Below are 19,800 nucleotides of genomic sequence, written 5' to 3' on the forward strand. Positions count from 1 at the left end.
GCACACGTCATCGTTGTCAATCCGCAACCAATTCCGGTCTTGACCGATACCCATCAACCGGGGGTGTGATTACGCTCGCGCTCATGGCCGACTCGCGTCCCTCTCTCGCGCATCTGACCGCGACCCCCGCCGACCGTCCCGTCTATGTCATCGGCGCCGGTCCCGGCGGACTCGCCGTCGCGCACGCCCTCAGGGCACGCGGGGTGCGGGCGGTGATCCTGGAGAAGGCCGACCGGGTCGGCGCGTCCTGGCGCCGCCACTACGACCGCCTCCGGCTGCACACCACCCGCAGGCTCTCCGCGCTGCCGGGCCTCGCGATACCCCGCGCGTTCGGCCGCTGGGTGGCCCGCGACGACGTGGTGCGCTATCTGGAGAAGTACGCCGAGCACCACGAGCTGGAGATCGTCACCGGGGTCGAGGTGTTCCGGGTGGAGCCCGCCCCGGACGGAGCGGGCTGGCTGCTGCACGCCTCCGGCGGCCGGGAGCTGACCGGCAGCGCGGTGGTCGTCGCCACCGGCTTCAACCACACCCCGCGCCTGCCCGACTGGCCCGGACTGGAGGACTGGGACGGGGAGTTCCTGCACGCGAGCGCCTACCGGAACGCCCGCCCCTTCGCCGAGCGGGACGTGCTCGTGGTGGGCGTCGGCAACACGGGCGCCGAGATCGCCGTCGACCTGGTCGAGGGCGGGGCCGCGCGGGTGCGCCTCGCCGTGCGCACCGTCCCGCACCTCGTGCGCCGCTCGACGGCGGGCTGGTCCGCCCAGCACACCGGCATCCTGGTACGGCGGCTGCCGGTGCGGCTCGTGGACAGGCTCGCCCGGCCGCTGGCCCGCCTCAGCACCCCCGACCTCTCCGAACACGGCCTGCCCCGGCCGGAGTCGGGCCTCTACAGCCGGGTGCGCGAGGGCGCGATCCCGGTGCAGGACGTGGGCCTGATCGACGCGGTGCGCCAGGGCAAGGTCGAGATCGTGGCCGCCGTCGAGGGGTTCGAGGACGGCAAGGTGGCCCTCGCCGACGGCACCCGGGTGGCCCCGGACGCGGTGATCGCGGCCACCGGCTATTCACGGGGCCTGGACTCCCTGGTCGGGCATCTCGGGGTGCTGGACGGCCGGGGGCGCCCGGTGGCGCACGGCGCCCGCACCCCGAAGGAGGCGCCGGGGCTGTACTTCACCGGGTTCACCAACCCGATCAGCGGCATGTTCCGCGAACTCGCCCTGGACGCCGAGAAGATCGCCCGCGCCGTCGCCCGGCGGGCGGCCCGCGAGGCTACGCGGGCACGGTGAGCGGCGCCGGGCGGCGCCGGATCACCAGCACCATGAGCGTCGCCGCCGCGCACAGGGCGCCGGAGGCGTACCAGACCATGTCGTAGCTGCCGAACACATCACGGGCGACCCCGCCGAGCCAGGCCACCAGGGCCGCGCCGATCTGGTGCGAGGCGAGCACCCAGCCGAACACGATCGCGGAGTCGTCGCCGTACCGGTCCCGGCACAGGGCGAGGGTGGGCGGGACGGTGGCGACCCAGTCCAGGCCGTAGAAGACGATGAAGAACACCATCGGCGGATGCACGGCGGGGCCGAGGTTCAGCAGCATCGGCAGGAAGAGCAGCGAGGTCCCGCGCAGCGCGTAGTACACGGCGAGCAGACGGCGCGGCTCGAAGCGGTCGGTGAACCAGCCCGAGGCGATCGTGCCGACCACGTCGAAGACGCCGATGACCGCGAGCAGCGAGGCCGCCGCCGTGACCGGCATGCCGTGGTCGTGGGCGGCGGGCACGAAGTGGGTCTGGATCAGCCCGTTGGTGGAGGCCCCGCAGATCGCGAAGCTGCCCGCGAGCAGCCAGAACGGCCCGGTGCGCGCGGCCTGGGCGAGCACGCCGAGCGTCCGCCGGGCGGCCCCGGTCACCGGCGGCGGCTTCGGCACGAACTCCGTTGCCCCGTACGGCGCGAGGCCCACGTCGGCCGGATGGTCGCGCAGCAGCAGCCAGACAAAGGGGACCACCGCGAGGGCGGCGGCGGCGACCGTGACGGCCGCCGGGCGCCAGTCGTGACCGCTCTCGATCATCCAGGACAGCAGCGGCAGGAAGATCAGCTGCCCGGAGGCGGACGCGGCGGTCAGGATGCCACTGACCAGTCCGCGCCGCGCGGTGAACCAGCGCCCGGTGACGGTGGCGGCGAACGCCAGCGCCATCGAGCCGGAGCCGAGTCCGACCAACAGCCCCCAGCAGAGGATGAGTTGCCAGGGCTCGGTCATCCACACGGTGAGCCCCGAGCCCAGCGCGACGACGGTCAGCGCGACGGCGACCACCCGGCGGATGCCGAAGCGGTCCATCAGCGCGGCGGCGAACGGCGCGGTCAGGCCGTAGAGCGCGAGGTTCACGGAGACGGCCGCGCCGATCGTGCCGCGCGACCAGCCGAACTCCTCGTGCAGCGGGTCGAGGAGGAGTCCGGGCAGGGAACGGAAGGCCGCCGCGCCGATGATCGTGACGAAGGTGACGGCGGCGACGAACCAGGCGCGGTGCACCCGGCGTCGCCCTGCCGGAGTCCGGGGAGCGGCGGTGGCTTCGCTTGTCTGAGTCACAGCTCAAGGGTCGGGTCCGCATGCGCGCGCATCGAGTGGCCCGCAGGACAGTGTTCGCTAGGATCGGGCCATGGCCACGCCCGAGGAGTTCCGACCGCACCGTGTCGTCGTCCTGGCCCTGGACGGCCTGCTCCCCTTCGAACTGGGCATCCCCCACCGCATCTTCACCCGCGCCCGTGACGAGGAAGGGCGGGCGTTGTACGAGGTCCTGACCTGCTCGGTGCGTCCGCCGGGCCCGGTCGTGACCGACGCCGACTTCAGCGTGCACGTGCCCCACGGTCCCGAGGCGATGGCCACGGCCGACACGGTGATCGTCCCGGCGTCGTACGAACTCGGCCCGGAGTACGACGAGGGCAGGCTCTCCCCCGAACTGTCCTCGGCTCTCGCCCGCATCCGCCCCGGCACCCGCCTGGCCTCCATCTGCACCGGGGTCTACGTCCTCGCCGCCGCCGGATACCTCGACGGCCGCCCGGCGACCACGCACTGGGCCGACGCGGACCGCTTCCAGCGGATGTTCCCGGCGGTCCGCGTGGACCCCGAGGTGCTGTTCATCGACGACGGCGACGTGCTGACCTCCGCGGGGGTCGCCGCCGGGCTCGACCTGTGCCTGCACATCGTGCGCCGCGACCACGGTGCGGCGATCGCCAACGAGGTCGCCCGCCGCACGGTCGTGCCTCCGCACCGCGACGGCGGCCAGGCCCAGTACATCCACCGCCCCGTCCCCGACCCCCAGCTCGCCACCACGAAGGCCGCCCGCGCCTGGGCCCTCACCCGCCTCCACGAGCCGATCCAGCTCCGCGACCTCGCCGCCCGCGAAGCCATGTCCGTCCGCACCTTCACCCGCCGCTTCCGCGAGGAGGTCGGCATCAGCCCCGGCCAATGGCTCACCCAGCAACGCGTCGAACTCGCCCGCCGCCTCCTGGAGTCCACCGACCTCCCCATCGACCGCGTGGCCCACGACTGCGGCTTCGGCACGGCCCAGTCGATGCGACAGCATCTGCAGCAGAACCTGGGCGTGACGCCTACGGCCTACCGGCGGACGTTCCGGGCCACCGTCCGCGCCTAGACGGCCGCGACCCGGGCCCGCAGCAGACAGAACTCGTTGCCCTCCGGGTCCGCCAGTACGTGCCAGCTCTCCTGCCCGGTCTGCCCGATGTCGACCCGCCTGGCTCCGAGGGCGAGCAGCCGCTCCAGTTCGGCGTCCTGGTCGCGGTCGGTGGCGCTGACGTCGATGTGCAGCCGGAGCTTCGCGGGGCGCGGATCGGTGCTGGGGCTGAGGATCAGGGTGGGCTGCGGCCCTCCGAACCCGGCACCGGATGGCCCGATCCCGATGCTTCCGTCGTCCTCGCGGCCGAGTTCCACGTACCCGAGGACTTCGGCCCAGAAGAGGGCGAGCCGCTCGGGATCGGCGACGTCCAGGACCAGCTCACTGATACGGCATGCCATGAGGCGAGTGTAGGGAGCGGGGCTCGCTGGTCGGGGCGGGAGCGTTGCCGGTTCGGCTGTGCTCCCGCCCCGCGCGGACCGGGCGACGGCGCATCCCCCGGGCGTGTCCCCCTGTGCACGTCCGGCGCCGTCGGCCGGTGCGACCCACGCTCGGCGAGGACTTCGTCACCCCGGCCCTCGCCGTCCCCTCGCGGCGAATCGACGCACACCAGCGTGTTCACACACACTCGACGCGTCAACACCGTACGGGCGCCAGGGGCGTCCGCGCACTTCGCGGGGACCGCGCACGGGAGCACGCCCGGCGCATCGCCGGAAGGGGGGTCACACGGCTTCGAAGGTGAAGTCCTCGTACGCGGCCATGCCGCCCCCGTACGCCATCGCCACGCCCTCCCGGGGCGGCGAACAGCGGTCCAGCTCGCACCAGATGCTCTTGCCCGCGCCCTCGGCCTGCCAGCCCCAGCGGTCGGCGAGACAGTCCACGAGGGCCAGGCCCCGGCCGCCGGTGGAGTCGTCGCCCGCGCAACGCGGCACGGGGGCACGGGAGCTGGCGTCGGCCACCTCCAGGCGCACGGTGGCGGAGACGACGGTCACGCCCGTCTCCGCCGCGTCTGATGCGTCTGATGCGTCCGGTGCGTCCCGCGTGGCCTCCGGCTCGGCATCCTCGTCGGCCGCTCCGGTCTCCCCGGTCTCCCCGGACCGCTCGGGCTCCGGCCGTCCCGTACCGCCCGGCAGCGAGAGCCGCAGCAGGGCCGGGCGCCCGGTGTGCACCACCGCGTTGGTCACCAGCTCGGAGACGAGCAGGATCAGCGTCTCGGCCAACGGTTCGTCGGCCGCTATCCCGAGCCCGGCGAGCCGGGAGCGGGCCCACTTGCGTGCCCGTCTCACCTCCTCGGGGTCGGGCCGGATCTCCAGCTGCACTTGAAGCACCTGCACCGCTCACACCATCCGAACCGGCGGACACATGACCCCACCCCACCCGTCGTGCGCGACACGATCCGCGACGTCTAGTACGGCGAGGGCCACGATCGTAGCCATTTTCTGCATGGCCAGAACAACGGCCAGAGCAAGGGTCACGGAACGTGATTCCCTTACGAGACAGCATGGTTGACGTACAGTCACCCCAACAAGCGCTTCGGGCATATTCCCGCGCGAAGGAGTACCCGTGCGGCATACTGTGCGACGCGCATGTCGAGGAGTCGAACAATCGGGCCGGTATTCCACCGTCACCCCGTGAACAGCGGCGCGCGACACCGAGTCCGGGAACGCCCCAGGGGCATCTCCGGCACCATCCGTGCTCGCAGCCACTCGCATCTCACCCAAGGTACCCGAGCGGGCCGCCGACTCCGGGCCGTGACGAGTCGCGGAACGGACACAACCCGATATCGACGCTCAGTGATGCGAGTTCGCCACGATCCGCGACATCCGTGGCCATGAATTCCCGCGTGGCGGAACCGAATTACCGGAAGATCGTCTTCCGGGGAGGCCTCGGGGGCGGTTTCGGGGGCGGCTTGCGACCCCGGCTCAGGCCGTCAGCGAGTCCGGCCCGTCCGCCGTCGCGGCGGCCACGTCCGCGCGCACGTCGAAGAGGCGCCGGACGCCGAGCGCGCCCAGGACCCGGTTCACATGCGAGCCGTCCTCGGCGCCCCGGTCGGGCAGGATCAGCCGCAGCCGGCCCTGGCAGGAGCGGATCAGACGGCGGGACGCGATGAGCACGCCGACCCCGCTGGAATCGCAGAAGAAGACGTCGGAAAGGTCGAGGACGAGGCTGTGATGCCCCTCGGCCACCGCGTCGTGCACCCGCTGGCGCAGCACCGGCGAGGTCACCAGATCCAGTTCACCGCAGACTCGGAGCACGGCCCACGCGCCCCGCTCGGCGCCGGTCACTTCGAATGCCACGGCCACACCCCTCCGCTCGGCGGATCTCAGGGAACCGCCCGGAAATGGAAGCAGTCCCTACGTTTCTTTCCGCGCGGCTGCCCAGCGGGCGTTTCCCTGAAACACGAATTGGCAAACCGCGGAGGATCGGCAAAGGTCTTGTTTCGGTCACTATCAATCCTGTTCGATCGGAGTTGGACCATGCAAGAGTGAAGGGCGTGTGAAGGAGGCCCTATCACCTGCGACGCAGCGGGGGGCGCACATTGACACAAAGGGGCGTGCGCTGTCAGACGTGCCGACTACATTCGAGAGAAGGTCACCGGGACACCGGCCCGGGCCCGCACCGGGCGAGGGGAGGATCGGCATGGCGCGGCAGGACGTACCGCTCCGCCGGGACCGTGTGATGCAGCAGCGGCTGGCGCGCGGGGAGGCAGCGGCCCTCGGTGAGCTGTACGACCGGTACGCCTCGCTGGTGCACGGCCTCGCCCACCGCGTCCTAGGCGAGGAGGCCGCCGCCGACGCCCTGACCCGCGAGGTCTTCGCCCACCTGTGGCAGCACCCCGAGACCTACGACCCCCGCCAGGAGCCGCTGCGCACCTGGATCGCGGCGGTGACGCGCCGCCTCGCCGTACGGCGGCTGCGGGACGACGGGACGGCCGCGCTGGGCGGGGACGGCGGCTCGCCGGAGGAGCTGGAGCGCAAGGTCCACCGTGCGGCGGTCGCTGCCCGCGCCGACTACATCGTCCACTCGATGCCCCAACCCCTGCGTGCCGCCCTGGAGTTGGCCTACTTCCAGCGCCGTGACTACCGCCGCACCGCCGCGGATCTCGACGTCACCGAGGACGAGGCCCGCCGCCGCCTCCGCCTCGGCCTCCAACTCCTCTCCACGGCCCACGACACCCCACCGCCCGACGGGGGAACCCGATGACACCCCACGACCCCCGCCCTGCCGACACCGAGAACCACCTCCCCCACGAGGGGGCTGCCGCCCAGGAAAACGGGAAACCCCGAACGAAAGGCACCCCGGAACACCCCGCCCCGGAGGCCCCCTGGCCTCACCCCGGCGAGACCCGACCGGACGCGGAAGCCTTCGGGACGGCGGACGCAGAGGGACGACCCGGCGGAGCACGCCCCAGCGCCGAGGGCGTCGGGGCACGGCCCGGCAAGGGACTCCCCGGCGCGGAAGGCGTCCCGGCGGGGTCCGGCGGGGAACAGCCGGGCGTGGAGAACTTCGGGGCACGGCCCAGCAACGGACGCCCCGGCACGGACGGCGTCCAAGCACGGTCCGACGACGGACAGCACGGCGCGAAGGACTTCGGCACGGCGAACGCAGCGGAGCGGCCCGGCGGGGCACGCCCCGGCGCATGGCCCGACGGCGAACGCCCGGGCACGGAGGGTTTCACGTCAGGGCACGGCGAGGGCCGCCCCGGCACAGAGGGCGCCTGGGCGCGGTACGGCGAGGACCAGCCACGCGCGGAGAACTTCGGGGCACGACCCGACGACGGGCTCTCCGGCACGGAAGACGTCCGGGCGCGATCCGGCGGGGACCAGCCAGGCGCGGAAGCCTTCGGGACGGCGGACGCAGAGGGACGACCCGGCGGAGCACGCCCCAGCGCGAAGGACTTCGGGATACAGCCCGGCAAGGGACTCCCCGGCGCGGAAGGCGTCCCGGCGGGGTCCGGCGGGGAACAGCCGGGCGTGGAGGACTTCGGGGCTCGGCTTGGCGACGGGCGCCCCGGCGGGGACGCCGTCCGGATGCGGTCCGGCGGCGAACAGTCCGGCGCGGAGACCGCCGGGGTACAGACCGGCGAACGCCCCGGCACGGGCACCGCCGGAGCACGCCCCGGCACGGAGGGCTTCGGGTCAGAGGGCGCCGGGGCGCTGCCCGGTGGCGGGCGTTCTCGTGTGGAGGGTGTCCAGGTGTGGTCCGAGCGGGTGCCGGTGCCTCGGGAGGGCGGCGGGGCCGTGCCGTTGTCGCACGAGGTGTTGCGGTCTCTGCTTGGGGCCTGGGCGTTGGCGGCGTGTTCGGGGGTGGAGGCGGAGGCTGTTGAGGAGCATCTGGGGGAGTGCGGGGCTTGTGCCGATGAGGCGCGGCGGTTGCGGGAGGCGGTGGGGCTGCTGCACCGGCCCGAGCCGCTGGACGTGGACCCCACGCTGCGCGGTCGCGTGCTGGAGACCTGTCTGAGCCGTCGCCCGCCGCGCATCCCGGTGCCCGACTGGGCCGACGCCTACGACGCCGAGACCGCCCGGCTCGACGCCCTGCTCCAGGACTTCGGCGACGCCGAGTGGCACGCGCCCGTACGGCTGCGCTGGTTCGGCGCCGAGGGTGCGACCAGCCGTCGTACGACCGTCGCCGGGGTCATCGCGCATCTGCTCTCGGTGGACGGCCTGGTGGCCACCGCGCTCGGTCTGGAGGACCCGCTCGCCGAGGCCCTGGCGGAGCAGGCGCGCGGGAGCGGCGGCCCGGCCGAGCGGACCGAGGCGTTCTGGCAGGCCTCGCGCTACCCGCCCACCCGCCACGTCCGCGAGCCCTGGCGCGACCAGAGCCACCGCCTCGTGCGCACCGCGTCCTTCACCGGTGGCCGCGCCCGCGGCTTCGAGGTGTCCTACGGCGACTTCGCGCTCCCCCTGCACGACGCGATGCTGGACCGCGCCTTCGAGTGCTGGGTCCACGCCGAGGACATCGCGAGGGCGGTGGACTACCCCTACGACCCGCCCGCACCCCGCCACCTGGGCAAACTGATCGACCTGGCGATCCGCACGCTCCCCGCCGTCCTGGCCGCCCGCCCCCAGGCACCGCCCGGCACCGTCCTCCTGGAGATCGAGGGCAGCCCCTACGGCGGCCAGTACCCCATCCCCCTGGACCCCCGCACCCCGGACGCCGACCAGGTGGCCCAAGTAGCCCTGGACGGAGTCGAGTTCTGCCGTCTGGCAGCGGGCCACATCTCCCCGGAGGAAGCGGCGGCGGGCCAGAAGGGCGACAGGGAAGCGATCAGCGCGGTCCTGACAGCAACAGCAAGCCTGAGCAGGATGTAAGAAACCTTCAGGTGTCTCACCCAGGGGCGCGGGGAACTGCGCGATCAGCCACAACCGACCCGCACCCGCCCACGCTCTCTCAGGCGAACACCACGGTCCGGCGCCCGTTCAGAAGAATCCTCCGCTCCGCGTGCCACTTGACCGCCCGCGCCAGCGCCTGACACTCCACGTCCCGCCCCACGGCGACCAGCTGGTCCGGGGTGACCTCATGCCCCACCCGCTCGACCTCCTGCTCGATGATCGGCCCCTCGTCAAGATCCGCGGTGACGTAATGCGCGGTCGCCCCGATCAGCTTCACCCCCCGCTCATGCGCCTGGTGATACGGCTTCGCTCCCTTGAAGCTCGGCAGGAACGAGTGGTGGATGTTGATGATCCGCCCGCTCAGCGCCTTGCACAGGTCGTCCGAGAGCACCTGCATATAGCGGGCGAGCACCACCAGCTCGACCTTCTCCTCCCGCACCAGCTCCAGCAGCCGCGCCTCCGCCTCGGCCTTGGTGTCCTTGGTCACGGGGATGTGGTGGAAGGGGATGTTGTACGACCCCACCAGTTCCTCGAACTCGGTGTGGTTCGACACCACGGCCGCGATCTCCACCGGCAGCGCCCCGATCCGCGCCCGGAACAGCAGATCGTTCAGGCAGTGCCCGAACTTGCTGACCATGAGGACGATGCGCATCTTCTGGTCGGCCCGGTGGATCTGCCAGTCCATGTGGAAGGCGTCACCGATGGCCGAGAAGCTGGCGCGCAGCTTGTCCACCGTCACCGGCTCCTCGGCCGTGAAGTGGACGCGCATGAAGAACAGACCCGTGCCGTGGTCGCCGAACTGCTGGCTGTCCTCGATGTTGCAGCCGGTCATGAAGAGATAGCTCGACACGGCGTGCACGATGCCCTGTTTGTCCGGGCACGAGAGAGTCAGGACGTACTGGTCCGCCGCACCGGCGGCAACGCGGCTGGGCTGCTCGTTCATGCGTCACACGATCTCACGCCGCAGAGCCCCGGCGGGCGGGGTGTCCGGCAGACGGACCGCGCGGCTCCGGCGGCGCGCTGACCTACGCGGCCCTACGCGGCCCTACGCGGACCTGGTCATGATCTGCAGCACCTCGAGGCTGCGCGGCGGCGCCTCCGGGTCGTCCCCGTCGCTCGCGGCGAGCCGCAGATGGGCGTCGCGCGCGGCCCGTACCGCCTCCGGCCAGCCGGGGTGGTCGAGGTAGGCGGAGACGGGGGCGTCCGGGCCGACCTGGTGCATGATCCGCAGGACCCGCAGGACGGCGGTGTCGACGAGCGCCGCCTCCTGCGAGTCCCGGAATATCGTGCCGACGTATTTCTCGGCCGACCAGTTGTCCAGCCAGGTGTCCTCCACCAGCCGGTAGACCGCGTCGGTCACATCGCCGTACCCGGGCACACCGGCCAGCCAGACGTCGCGCTGGAACACCGGGTCGGAGAGCATGTGCAGCGCGGAACGCACGGTGCAGCGCCAGCGCCACCAGGGCATGTCGTTGAGTGGCATGACGCCCATGGTGGTGGAGCGGCGGCCACGACGGGAAGTGTTCTCCGAACCTTGCACGGTCAACGATCGTACGTTCCGTGTCCCGAGCGCCCCATTCGCCCCCGCTGTTCACCTCGCTGTCACCTGTCGTCGACCGAGGGTCACCTTTGGGTTGGGCACGTGAGGGAATCGTGCGTGTCCATGACCGGCAGGCGACTCCCCCGCGACTTCTTCCGCTTCTCCCTCTCCCGGCGCACCCGTACCGCGGCCCGGTACGCCGGGGCGCTGGCCGTGTGCGTGTCCCTCACCGCCGGGTGCGGTGTGATGGGCGGCTCCGGCTCCGGGGACGACACGGTGAAGGTCATGACCTGGGCGCCGGAGAACACCCGGGCCACCAACAAGCCCGGCATGCCCGCCATGGCCGTCGCCTACGCGAAGTGGATCAACGCGCGCGGCGGCATCGGCGGCCGCAAGCTCCAGGTGCTGACCTGCAACGAGCGCAACGACAGCGTGGCCGTGGCCCGGTGCGCCCGGCGCGCGGCGGACGAGGGCGTGGTCGCGGTCGTCGGCTCGTACAGCCAGTACGGCGACTCCTATCTCGCCCCGCTCGAAGGCGCGGGCATCCCCTTCATCGGCGGCTACGGCGTCACCAGCGACGAGTTCACCAGCCCTGCCTCGTACCCGGTCAACGGCGGTCAGCCCGCCCTGCTCGCCGGGCTCGGCCAGGCGCTGGCGGGCAACTGCGGCCCCGTCACGCTGGTGCGGCCCGACAGCATCGCCGGGGACGAGATGCCCCCGCTGTTCGACGCGGGCCTGAAGGCGGGCGGCCACACGGCGGCGAACGACCAGCTCGCGGCCGAGGACGCCACCGAGTACGGCTCCGCCTCCGAGCGGGCGCTGCGCGCGGCGACCGCCGAACCGGCGCGCAAGGGATGTGTGGTGCCCGCGCTCGGCGACCGCACCGACACCTTCATGGACTCCTTCCGGCGCGCCCGCACCGACTTCCCTGCGGTGCGCACGGCGACCGTGCTGGGCAGCGTCGACCAGTCGCTGATCAACGCGACGGGCGGCGCGAGCGGCCCGTACGAGGGGACGTACGTCACCAGCTGGTACCCGGTGGCCTCCGACCCGCGCTGGGACGCGATGAAGAAGATCATCGACGCGGAGGCGTTCGGGGACAACCGCATCGACCCGGCGGACGTCGGCGTGCAGACCACGTACATCGCCTACACCGTGCTGAAGGCGGCCCTGGAGCGGATCGGCAGCGGTGAGGTGAGCGCCGACACCGTGGAGCGCACCCTCAAGAAGGGGCTGCGGGTGGGCACCGGCGGGCTGACCCCGACCCTGCACTGGCCCCAGGAGACCCCGCTGTCGGCGGTCGGCTTCCCGCGCCTGGTCAACGCCGACGTGACCGTCCAGGTGGTCCGGGACGGCAAGCTGGTCGCGGCGAAGCGGGGTGCGTCGGCCTCCTCCGAGGTCACCGACATGACCGCCACGCTGGAGAAGGCGGACGTGGGCTGAGCCGTCCGGCGGCTTCCTGAGAGGGCCCGGCGCCGGGGGTGATCCCCGGGCGCCGGGCCCTTTCGTCACAGCTGGGTGGTCTGGCGCGTGGTCAGGCCGTACTTGGTCGCGATCGCGTTCCACAGCTGGGCGGCGCGGGTCTTCTGGGCGCTGGCGGTGCCGCTCGCCCGGTCGCCCGCCTGGGTCTGGTTGGTGGCGCGCGCGTGGCCCTTGGCGCAGCCGCGGCGGCCGGCCGCCTGGCCCGCCCAGGCCGCGTAGTGGTTGTCGGCGGACGCGGACGCCTGCCACGCCTTGGTCAGGGCGTCCTTCAGCGCGGCGTTGTCCGGCAGCTTGTCCAGGGACAGCTTGCCGAGCCGGGTGACCAGCTCGTTGCGCTGCCGGGCGGCGTCACGCAGATCGGCGGCGGCCTTGCCGAGGTCGCGGCACGCCTTGACGTTCTCCACCGAACGGATCACCTGGGCGCGGCTGTTGCCGCTGTCGGCGAGCACCTTGTCCAGCGCGACCGCCTGCTGCTTGGCCGGATCGTCGGCCGCGGAGGCGGACGGCTCGGCGCTGGCCGGGGCCGAGGCGGCGGCCGGGGTGGGGTCGGGCTTCTTGTCGTCCCCGCCGCTGCTGAGCAGCGCGCCCGCGCCGATGCCGAGGACCACGATGCCGATGCCCACGGCGGCGATCACCGGCACCCGCGAGCCGGTACGGCCGCCGCCCCGGCGTCCGCCGTCGTCCTCGTCCATCGGCGGCCGGTAGGCGGGCTGCCCGGAGATCACCGGGGCCTGGCCGACGGGCGCCGAGGGGACGCGCGGCATCTGCTGAGTGGCGCCCTCACCGGCCTGCGGACCGCGGAAGAGGTTGTCGAACTCGGCGGGCGGCTGCCGCTCGCCGTCGTCGCCCGGGTAGGGCGGGATGTACTGGGTGGCCGCCTCGGCGTGCGCGTGGCCGGGCTGCTGCTGCGCCGGGCCGCCCATCTCGGGCGGCAGCGCGCCGCCGCCCACGGGGGGTATGTACTGCGTGGCCGCCTCGGCGCCGCCGCCGGGGACCGGGGGTATGTACTGCGTCGCGCCCTCGGGGCCCGCGCCGGGCACCGGGGGCATGTACTGGGTGGCGGCCTCGTGCATCGGGGGCATCGGCGCCCCGGAGGCCGGGTAGCCCTGCGCGCCGTTCGCGTCACCGGCCGCCGGATAGCCCTGGCCGCCGCTCGCGTCGCCGTAGCGCGGGTACGACTCGCCGCCGTACGACGGCGCGGGGGCGCCCTCGGGCGGCATCGGGCCGGGACCGCCCGGCTGTTCGGGGGCGGGCCACTGCTGCGTCGCGGCGGGGGGCCAGCCCTGGCCCGGCTGCGGCGCCTCCTGACCGGGGCCCCACTCACCGCCCCAGGTCTGCCCGCCGGGCGGCGCGGAGGGCGCGGGTGCGCCCGTCGTGCCCGGCAGCAGGGGCTCTCCTCCGTCGGAGGGCAGCACGATGCCTTCGTGCGCGGGTCGCGCCGAGGGCTCCTCGCCCTGTCCACTCTGCGTCACCGGGACTCCTACGAATGGGGGACCTTCGGAATCGTCGGCTCACGCTACCGGGTCTCCCGAGCCCGGTGCCACGCAGCTCAGGGCCGCAGCGGCTTCCCTGTGACAGCCGTAACAAAACCTGCCCCCACCACGCTGTATTGGGCACCCGCGAGCGGAGCGGGTGCCGTTCACCGTCCCTTCACACGCGCACGGCCGCTTGTTCAGGCCGCCTGGCGTACGTCGAGCCGTGCCCCGAACTCCCTGACGACCGCCTCCTCCCGGAACGGTTCGAGGCGTTGCTGAAGGTCCGTCAGATACTCGGCGCCCCGGTCGGAGCGCAGGGTCTCCAGGAGTTCGACCGCCTTCATGCCGGTCTGGCACGCCTGCTCGATCTCGCGGCGCTGCACCTGGGCGGTGGCGAGCAGGACATAGCCGATGGCACGGCGCCGGGCGCGCGAGGCCGGGTGGCCCGCGAGGGACTGCTCGGCGTAGCGGGCGGACGCCTCGGGGCGGCCGAGGTCACGGTGGCAGTGCGCCAACTCGTCGGCCAGGTACGCCTCGTCGAAGTGCGCGATCCACGCCGGGTCGTCGCCGTCGGCCGCCTCCGCGCGCTCCAGCGCCGCGATCGCCCGCCCGGAGGCGGTGTCGGCCGAGCGCCCGTCGCCGAGCAGGGCGTGCCCGCGCGCCTCGGCCGCGTGGAACATCGCCTCCGCGCGCGGGGTCACCCGGCCCCGTGCACCCTCCTGCGCCGCGCGCGCCAACTGGGCGATCTCGCGCGGGTTTCCGAGCTGGGCGGCGAGATGGCTCATGGAGGCGGCGAGCACATAGCCGCCGTAACCGCGGTCACCGGCCGCCTGCGCCAGGCGCAGCGACTGGATGTAGTACCGCTGGGCCAGGCCCGGTTGACCGGTGTCCACGGCCATGTACCCGGCCAGCTCGGTCAACCGGGCGACGGCGGAGAAGAGTTCACGCCCCACCGCCTCCCGGTACGAGCCCGCGAGCAGGCCCGAGACCACGCTGTTCAGGTAGTGCACGACGACCGGGCGCACATGCCCGCTGCCGTAGGTGTGGTCCAGGCTCACCAGCGCCTCGGTCATGGAGCGCACGGCCGCCACGTCGGAGCGGCCCACGCGCGGGCCCGCCTGCCGGGCCACCTGGGCGTCCGGCGCGGAGATCAGCCAGTCGCGGCTGGGCTCGACGAGCGCGGAGGCGGCGACGGAGGAGCCGGACAGGAAGTCCCGCCTGCCCACGTCGCTGCGCCACAGCTCGCAGACCTGCTCGATGGCCCCCAGTACGGTCGGCGAGAACTGGAGACCCACGCCCGAGGCGAGGTTCTTGCCGTTGGCCATGCCGATCTCGTCGATCGTGACCGTACGGCCGAGCTTGCGGCCGAGCGCCTCGGCGATGACGGCCGGGGCGCGCCCGCGCGGTTGCTGGCCGCGCAGCCAGCGGGCCACGGACGTCTTGTCGTAGCGCAGGTCGAGGCCGTGCTCGGCGCCACACATGTTGACGCGCCGGGCCAGTCCCGCGTTCGAACACCCCGCTTCCTGGATCAGTGCTTGCAGCCGTTCGTTCGGCTGCCTCGCCACTAGCGGCCTCGCGGCCATCCGCTACCCCCTGCGAAACCCTGGAGCGTGAAGATCCGGCCGGACGATCCGGTCGATTCAGATCACTGCCCAGTCGACATAACGTCAATGCGTGACATGTGCGGTTTGCCGGGGTAAAGGCGGCGGCCTCTCCCCGCGGGCGGGTCCGACGGCGCCTCTCACGCCTGCGGCTCCCCGGACGTGGCTACCCGCGCCACGTCCGCGACCCTCCCGCGCGCCCCCGCACATGCACCCATGCGCCCCGAACGCCAGGCCGGTACGCCTCCCCCGCGCGCGGCCGGACCGTAACCACCTCCCGGTGCGGAAGTTGAGTGGGGCGTGACCGACACGAGCGCGGGCCCCGGGGCCGCCCAGATTCCACACCAGCGCACGGAGTCCCTGCTGGAGACCGCCGTACGCTATGCCGACGAGCGGCGCTGGGACGTGGTGGCGGGCAGCTGGCTGGAGACGGTCGGCGGGATGCTGTTCTGCTCGTGCGGGGACGGCGACTGTCCCGCGCCGGGGGCGCATCCCACCCGGCCCGACTGGGCGACGCTGGCCACCCGCAGCGTGAAGGCGGTGCGCGGGATGTGGCAGCGGCGGCCGACGGCGTCGATCCTGCTGCCGACGGGACGCACGTTCGACGCGCTGTCCGTCCCGGAGGGCGCGGGTCTGCTCGCGCTGGCCCGCATGGAGCGCATGGGCCTGATCCCGGGCCCGGTGATCCGCACCACCGACCGCCGGGCCCAGTTCTTCGTCCTGCCCGGCGGCTCCACCAAGGCCCCCGACCTCCTGCGCCGCCTCGGCTGGTACCCCGCCTCCCTCGACCTCACCTCCCTCGGCGAGGGCCGCTACGTCACCGCCCCACCCTCCCGGGTCGGCACCCGAGGCGCCGCCCAATGGGCCGCCCCACCCACCCTCGCCAACCGCTGGCTCCCCGACGCGGAGGAAGTAATCCCGGCCCTGGCATACGCATGCGGCCGGGACCGTTGATCATCGAGTGGACCGACCCCCTCACCAGGGGTGCCCGAGGCGCCGTAGGGTTTTGGCATGACCGAGGCAGCAGTGCGGATACGGGGACTCTGGAAGCAGTTCGGGCAGCAGGTCGCGGTCGGGGGGATCGATCTCGATCTGCCCGCCGGGAAGTTCATCGGACTGGTCGGTCCCAACGGGGCCGGTAAGACGACCACCCTGTCGATGGTGACCGGGCTGCTCCGGCCCGACCAGGGCAGTGTGGAGATCGCCGGGCAGGACGTCTGGCGCGACCCGGTGGCCGTGAAGGCCCGGATCGGGGTGCTGCCGGAGGGGCTGCGGCTCTTCGAGCGGCTGTCCGGGCGGGAACTGCTCGGCTACTCCGGGCGGATGCGCGGGCTGCCCGGCGCCGAGGTCGACAAGCGGGCCACCCAGCTGCTCGACGTGCTCGACCTGGCCGGGGCCCAGCACAAGCTGGTCGTCGACTACTCGACCGGTATGCGCAAGAAGATCGGCCTGGCCGCCGCCCTGCTGCACAACCCCGAAGTGCTCTTCCTGGACGAGCCGTTCGAGGGCGTGGACCCGGTCTCCGCGCAGACCATCCGGGGCGTCCTGGAGCGCTACACCGCCTCCGGCGCCACCGTCGTCTTCTCCTCGCACGTGATGGAGCTGGTGGAATCACTGTGCGACTGGGTGGCCGTCCTGGCCGCCGGACGCATCCGCGCCACCGGCCCGCTGGCCGAGGTGCGCGGCGAACACCCCACCCTCCAGGCCGCCTTCCTCGAACTCGTCGGCGCGCACGACCGCGGCGCCGGGTCCGACCTGGACTGGCTGGGCGGCGGTGCCCCGCGATGACGGCCCTGACCCCCACCCTCGTCCGCCTCAAGCTCTCGCTGCTGCGCGGCGGGCTGCGCCAGTCGGCGGGCCGCCGGGCCGCGTTCGTCTGCTCGGCGATCGCCGCGCTGCTGATCGGCCTGCTCCAGATGACCGGCCTGATCGCACTGCGCGGCTACCCGCACGTCGAGAACGTCGCGGTGATCGGCGCGGCCGTGCTCGCACTCGGCTGGACCGTCATGCCGCTGTTCTTCCCGAGCGGCGACGAAACGCTCGACCCGACCCGTCTGGTGATGCTCCCGCTGCGGCCCCGCCCGCTGGTACGCGCCCTGCTCGCCGCCTCCCTGGTCGGTATCGGCCCGCTCTACACCCTGCTGGTCCTGACCGGCTGCGCGCTCTCGCTCGCGCACGGCCCGGCCGGGTGGACGGCCGCCGTCCTCGCCCTGCCGCTCGCGCTGCTGGTGTGCGTGGCGCTGGCGCGTACGGTCGCCGCGGCCAACGTACGGCTGCTGACCAGCCGCCGGGGCCGGGACCTCGCGGTACTGAGCGGTCTGGTGATCGCCATCGGCGCGCAGCTGCTCAACTTCGGCCTCCAGCGCCTCGGTTCGTCCACCGGGCTCGGACAGCTCCAGCCGGTGGCCGACGTGCTGTCCTGGCTGCCGCCCGCCTCCGCGCTGGCCGCGGTGCACACGGCGAGCACCGGGTCGTACGGCGTGGCGCTGGCCCAGCTCGCGCTCTCCGCCGCCGCCCTGGCGCTGCTGATCGCCGCCTGGGCCCGCAGTCTGACCCGGCTGATGACCGCCCCGGACGGCTCCACCCTCCAGGGCGCCGACACCAGCGCGCCCGGCCGCGCCTCGGCGGGCCTCCTCGGGCGGCTGCTGCCCGGCGGGCGCACCGGCGCCGTCATGGAACGCACCCTGCGCTACATCTGGCGCGACCCCAAGACCAAGGCGGCATGGGTCACCTCGCTGGCGATCGGGCTGATCGTGCCGGTGTTCAACGCCGTGCAGGGCACCGGCTCGGTCTACTTCGCGTGCTTCGCCTCGGGGATGCTCGGGATGCAGATGTACAACCAGTTCGGGCAGGACGCCTCCGCCTTCTGGATGGTCGCCATGACCATCTCCTCGCCCCGCGACGCCTACGCCGAGCTGCGGGGCCGCGCGCTGGCCCTGCTGCTGATCACCCTGCCGTACGCGCTGCTGGTGACGGTGGTGACGACCGCGCTGCTCGGTGACTGGGACCGGCTGCCGGAGGTGCTGGGGCTGTCCCTGGCGCTGCTCGGCGCGATGCTGGCGACCGGGGCGTGGACGTCTGCGCGGTTCCCGTACTCGATCCCGCAGGAGGGGCATCGGAATGTCGCTCCGGGGCAGGCGGGGCTGGCCTTCGCGGCGATCTTCGGGGGCATGGTGTCGGCGGCGCTGCTGTGTGCGCCGGTCATTGCTGCGGTGATCTGGCTGAATGTCGCGGAGGGGGGCGCTCGGTGGGCTTGGGTGCTGTTGCCTCTGGGAGCGGTGTACGGGGCGGGGTTGACTGTGGCGGGGCTGCGGTTGGCTGCGCCGCGGACGGTGGGGCGGTTGCCGGAGATTTTGGTGGCGGTCAGTCGGGGGTGAGGGTGGGTTCTGCGGTCGTTCGGGTGCGGCGCCGATTGGGCTGGTCGCGCAGTTCCCCGCGCCCCTAAAAGCGTGTCAGTCCCCGTGTCCCTGGAAAGCGCCGGCCTCCGTGTCCCTGGAAAGCACCAGCCCCCTCCGTGCTCCTGGAAAGCACCGGCCTCCGTGCTCCTGGAAACCTAAAAGCAGGTCAGCCCCGGTCGGAGCCTGTTTTCAAGTGCCCAGCGCTGCCAGAAACGGCTCCACCGCTCTTCTCCAGGCCGCCGGCTGGTCGTAGTGGATCAGGTGGCCCGCGTCGGTGATCTCGGCGTATTCGCCTCGGGGGAGGACGCGGACCATTTCCTGGGCCTCGGCGCGGCCGAGTTCGCCGTCGAGGCCGCGGACGACGAGGGTGGGGCAGGTGACCTGGGCCAGTTCCTCCCAGTGGGCGTCGTGGACCCAGGTCTCGCGGGTACGGAGCATCCGCTCGGGCTCGAAGACGGGGCGCCAGCCGTCCGCGCGCTCGTGCATGACCTCGGCGTAGAACTCGCCGCGGGTGGGGCTCGGGCGCTCCAGGCGGGGGTCGTCCTCGCCGAACCATCTGCGGACGTCCGCGAGCGTGGCGAAGGGGACCGGCCAGGAGCGGAACCACTCGTCCCACTCGCGCTGCGAGGCCGCGCCGAGCGCGGAGGCGCGCATGTCGCAGATGACGAGGCCGCGCACCAGGTCGGGGCGGCGGGCGGCGAGCTGCCAGGCCGTCAGGGCGCCCATGGCGTGGCCGATGAGGACGGCGGGGGCGAGATCGAGCTGTTCGAGGGCGGCCTCGGCGTCCGCCACGTAGTCCTCGCGGGTGCAGGCGGCGGCCGGGGGGTGCTCGCTGCGGCCGTGGCCGCGCTGGTCGAGCGCCACCGCGCGATACCGCTCCGCGAGCCAGCGGGCGGTGGCCGCCCAGTGCGAGGCGCGGCCCATCAGCCCGTGGAGCAGCAGCACGCCGGGCAGGGCGGGGTCGGCCCCCTCCTTGGGCGGGTCAGCGAACTCCCAGGCGGCCAGTCGTACGCCGCCCGCTCCTGTCACGTCGATACGCCGTGCCATCGCCTGGCACCCCCCAGCCTTGCCTGCCTCGTACCGGTGTACTGCCCTGCCGTCGTCGTATGCCGTGGTTCGTGGTCGTACTGTCGCAGACTATCGAACTGCTATTCGAACATCGGGTCTGTGCGAGGAACACCCCTCGTTCGAGTGACACCAGAAGAGGAATGATCGCCACCGCCGGGGGGATCTTCTCTGGCGAGGGGGGCGGACCGCTCGGGGAAAAACGGTCCGAAGCTGACCCTGGGAGCTCGGGGCTCCGGGTCAGCGTCCGGGGAGGTGAGACCCCGGCGCCGCGGCGGCGCCGGGGT

General features: G+C 73.0%; 17 protein-coding genes. 8 read left to right on the plus strand and 9 right to left on the minus strand.

Going from position 1 to position 19,800, the window contains the following annotated elements:
- Nucleotides 1-83 precede the first annotated feature (83 nt).
- Nucleotides 84-1,283 (plus strand): flavin-containing monooxygenase, encoded by a 1,200-nt coding sequence (locus B079_RS0123370; RefSeq protein ID WP_018548270.1) that lies wholly within the window; start codon nucleotides 84-86, stop codon nucleotides 1,281-1,283.
- Here B079_RS0123370 and B079_RS0123375 read toward each other — a convergent pair.
- Entirely contained in the window at nucleotides 1,267-2,574 is a 1,308-nt protein-coding gene (locus tag B079_RS0123375) for an MFS transporter (protein WP_026248999.1), read from the minus strand. The two genes, B079_RS0123370 and B079_RS0123375, sit on opposite strands and share 17 nt — an antisense overlap.
- Nucleotides 2,575-2,644: 70 nt before the next feature.
- On the opposite strand from B079_RS0123375, the gene B079_RS0123380 reads away from it, so the two are divergent.
- Nucleotides 2,645-3,640: a GlxA family transcriptional regulator gene (locus B079_RS0123380; protein ID WP_018548272.1), complete on the plus strand. Its 996-nt coding sequence runs from the start codon at nucleotides 2,645-2,647 to the stop codon at nucleotides 3,638-3,640.
- Here B079_RS0123380 and B079_RS0123385 read toward each other — a convergent pair.
- The 3 genes from B079_RS0123385 to B079_RS0123400 form a co-directional block, all read right to left on the minus strand.
- Entirely contained in the window at nucleotides 3,637-4,020 is a 384-nt protein-coding gene (locus tag B079_RS0123385) for a VOC family protein (RefSeq protein WP_018548273.1), read from the minus strand. The genes B079_RS0123380 and B079_RS0123385 overlap by 4 nt on opposite strands.
- Nucleotides 4,021-4,341: 321 nt before the next feature.
- Nucleotides 4,342-4,953, minus strand: coding sequence for an ATP-binding protein (locus tag B079_RS0123390; RefSeq protein ID WP_106432368.1), 612 nt, complete (start codon nucleotides 4,951-4,953; stop codon nucleotides 4,342-4,344).
- A 588-nt stretch (nucleotides 4,954-5,541) separates the two neighbouring features.
- Complete coding sequence (locus B079_RS0123400; RefSeq protein WP_018548276.1) at nucleotides 5,542-5,922, minus strand: STAS domain-containing protein; 381 nt, start codon at nucleotides 5,920-5,922, stop codon at nucleotides 5,542-5,544.
- A gap of 337 nt (nucleotides 5,923-6,259) precedes the next feature.
- Between B079_RS0123400 and B079_RS0123405 the strand changes: the two genes are divergently transcribed.
- Entirely contained in the window at nucleotides 6,260-6,823 is a 564-nt protein-coding gene (locus B079_RS0123405) for a sigma-70 family RNA polymerase sigma factor (RefSeq protein ID WP_018548277.1), read from the plus strand.
- An 827-nt stretch (nucleotides 6,824-7,650) separates the two neighbouring features.
- Entirely contained in the window at nucleotides 7,651-8,931 is a 1,281-nt protein-coding gene (locus B079_RS0123410; RefSeq protein WP_158685050.1) for a maleylpyruvate isomerase N-terminal domain-containing protein, read from the plus strand.
- A gap of 79 nt (nucleotides 8,932-9,010) precedes the next feature.
- On the opposite strand, the gene purU is transcribed toward B079_RS0123410, so the two are convergent.
- Both purU and B079_RS0123420 read right to left on the minus strand, forming a co-directional pair.
- Complete coding sequence (purU, locus tag B079_RS0123415) at nucleotides 9,011-9,895, minus strand: formyltetrahydrofolate deformylase (RefSeq protein ID WP_018548279.1); 885 nt, start codon at nucleotides 9,893-9,895, stop codon at nucleotides 9,011-9,013.
- Nucleotides 9,896-9,997: 102 nt separating this feature from the next.
- A complete protein-coding gene (locus B079_RS0123420; RefSeq protein WP_078496069.1) occupies nucleotides 9,998-10,498 on the minus strand; it encodes an SCO4402 family protein in 501 nt (166 codons plus the stop codon).
- Between the two features lie 117 nt (nucleotides 10,499-10,615).
- On the opposite strand from B079_RS0123420, the gene B079_RS0123425 reads away from it, so the two are divergent.
- On the plus strand, nucleotides 10,616-11,935 hold the full coding sequence (locus tag B079_RS0123425; RefSeq protein ID WP_018548281.1) for an ABC transporter substrate-binding protein: 1,320 nt from the start codon (nucleotides 10,616-10,618) through the stop codon (nucleotides 11,933-11,935).
- A gap of 65 nt (nucleotides 11,936-12,000) precedes the next feature.
- Here B079_RS0123425 and B079_RS0123430 read toward each other — a convergent pair whose 3' ends face one another.
- Nucleotides 12,001-13,446, minus strand: a complete 1,446-nt coding sequence (locus tag B079_RS0123430) for a hypothetical protein (protein ID WP_026249000.1) — start codon at nucleotides 13,444-13,446, stop codon at nucleotides 12,001-12,003.
- 200 nt (nucleotides 13,447-13,646) lie between these two features.
- Nucleotides 13,647-15,032: a hypothetical protein gene (locus tag B079_RS0123435; RefSeq protein ID WP_026249001.1), complete on the minus strand. Its 1,386-nt coding sequence runs from the start codon at nucleotides 15,030-15,032 to the stop codon at nucleotides 13,647-13,649.
- A gap of 318 nt (nucleotides 15,033-15,350) precedes the next feature.
- Here B079_RS0123435 and B079_RS0123440 point away from each other — a divergent pair, with 318 nt between their 5' ends.
- The 3 genes from B079_RS0123440 to B079_RS0123450 are packed head-to-tail and all read left to right on the plus strand — an operon-like array spanning nucleotide 15,351 to nucleotide 18,427.
- Nucleotides 15,351-16,004 carry a bifunctional DNA primase/polymerase gene (locus B079_RS0123440; RefSeq protein ID WP_018548284.1) on the plus strand — a complete coding sequence of 218 codons (654 nt, stop codon included), beginning with the start codon at nucleotides 15,351-15,353 and terminating at the stop codon, nucleotides 16,002-16,004.
- A gap of 57 nt (nucleotides 16,005-16,061) precedes the next feature.
- On the plus strand, nucleotides 16,062-16,838 hold the full coding sequence (locus B079_RS0123445) for an ABC transporter ATP-binding protein (protein WP_026249002.1): 777 nt from the start codon (nucleotides 16,062-16,064) through the stop codon (nucleotides 16,836-16,838).
- A complete protein-coding gene (locus B079_RS0123450; protein WP_018548286.1) occupies nucleotides 16,835-18,427 on the plus strand; it encodes a hypothetical protein in 1,593 nt (530 codons plus the stop codon). The genes B079_RS0123445 and B079_RS0123450 overlap by 4 nt, the downstream gene beginning before the upstream one ends.
- Before the next feature lie 210 nt (nucleotides 18,428-18,637).
- On the opposite strand, the gene B079_RS0123455 is transcribed toward B079_RS0123450, so the two are convergent.
- Nucleotides 18,638-19,495: an alpha/beta fold hydrolase gene (locus tag B079_RS0123455; RefSeq protein ID WP_018548287.1), complete on the minus strand. Its 858-nt coding sequence runs from the start codon at nucleotides 19,493-19,495 to the stop codon at nucleotides 18,638-18,640.
- Between the last annotated feature and the right edge of the window lie 305 nt (nucleotides 19,496-19,800).

Source organism: Streptomyces sp. LaPpAH-108 (genome assembly GCF_000373625.1).
Lineage (GTDB): Bacteria > Actinomycetota > Actinomycetes > Streptomycetales > Streptomycetaceae > Streptomyces.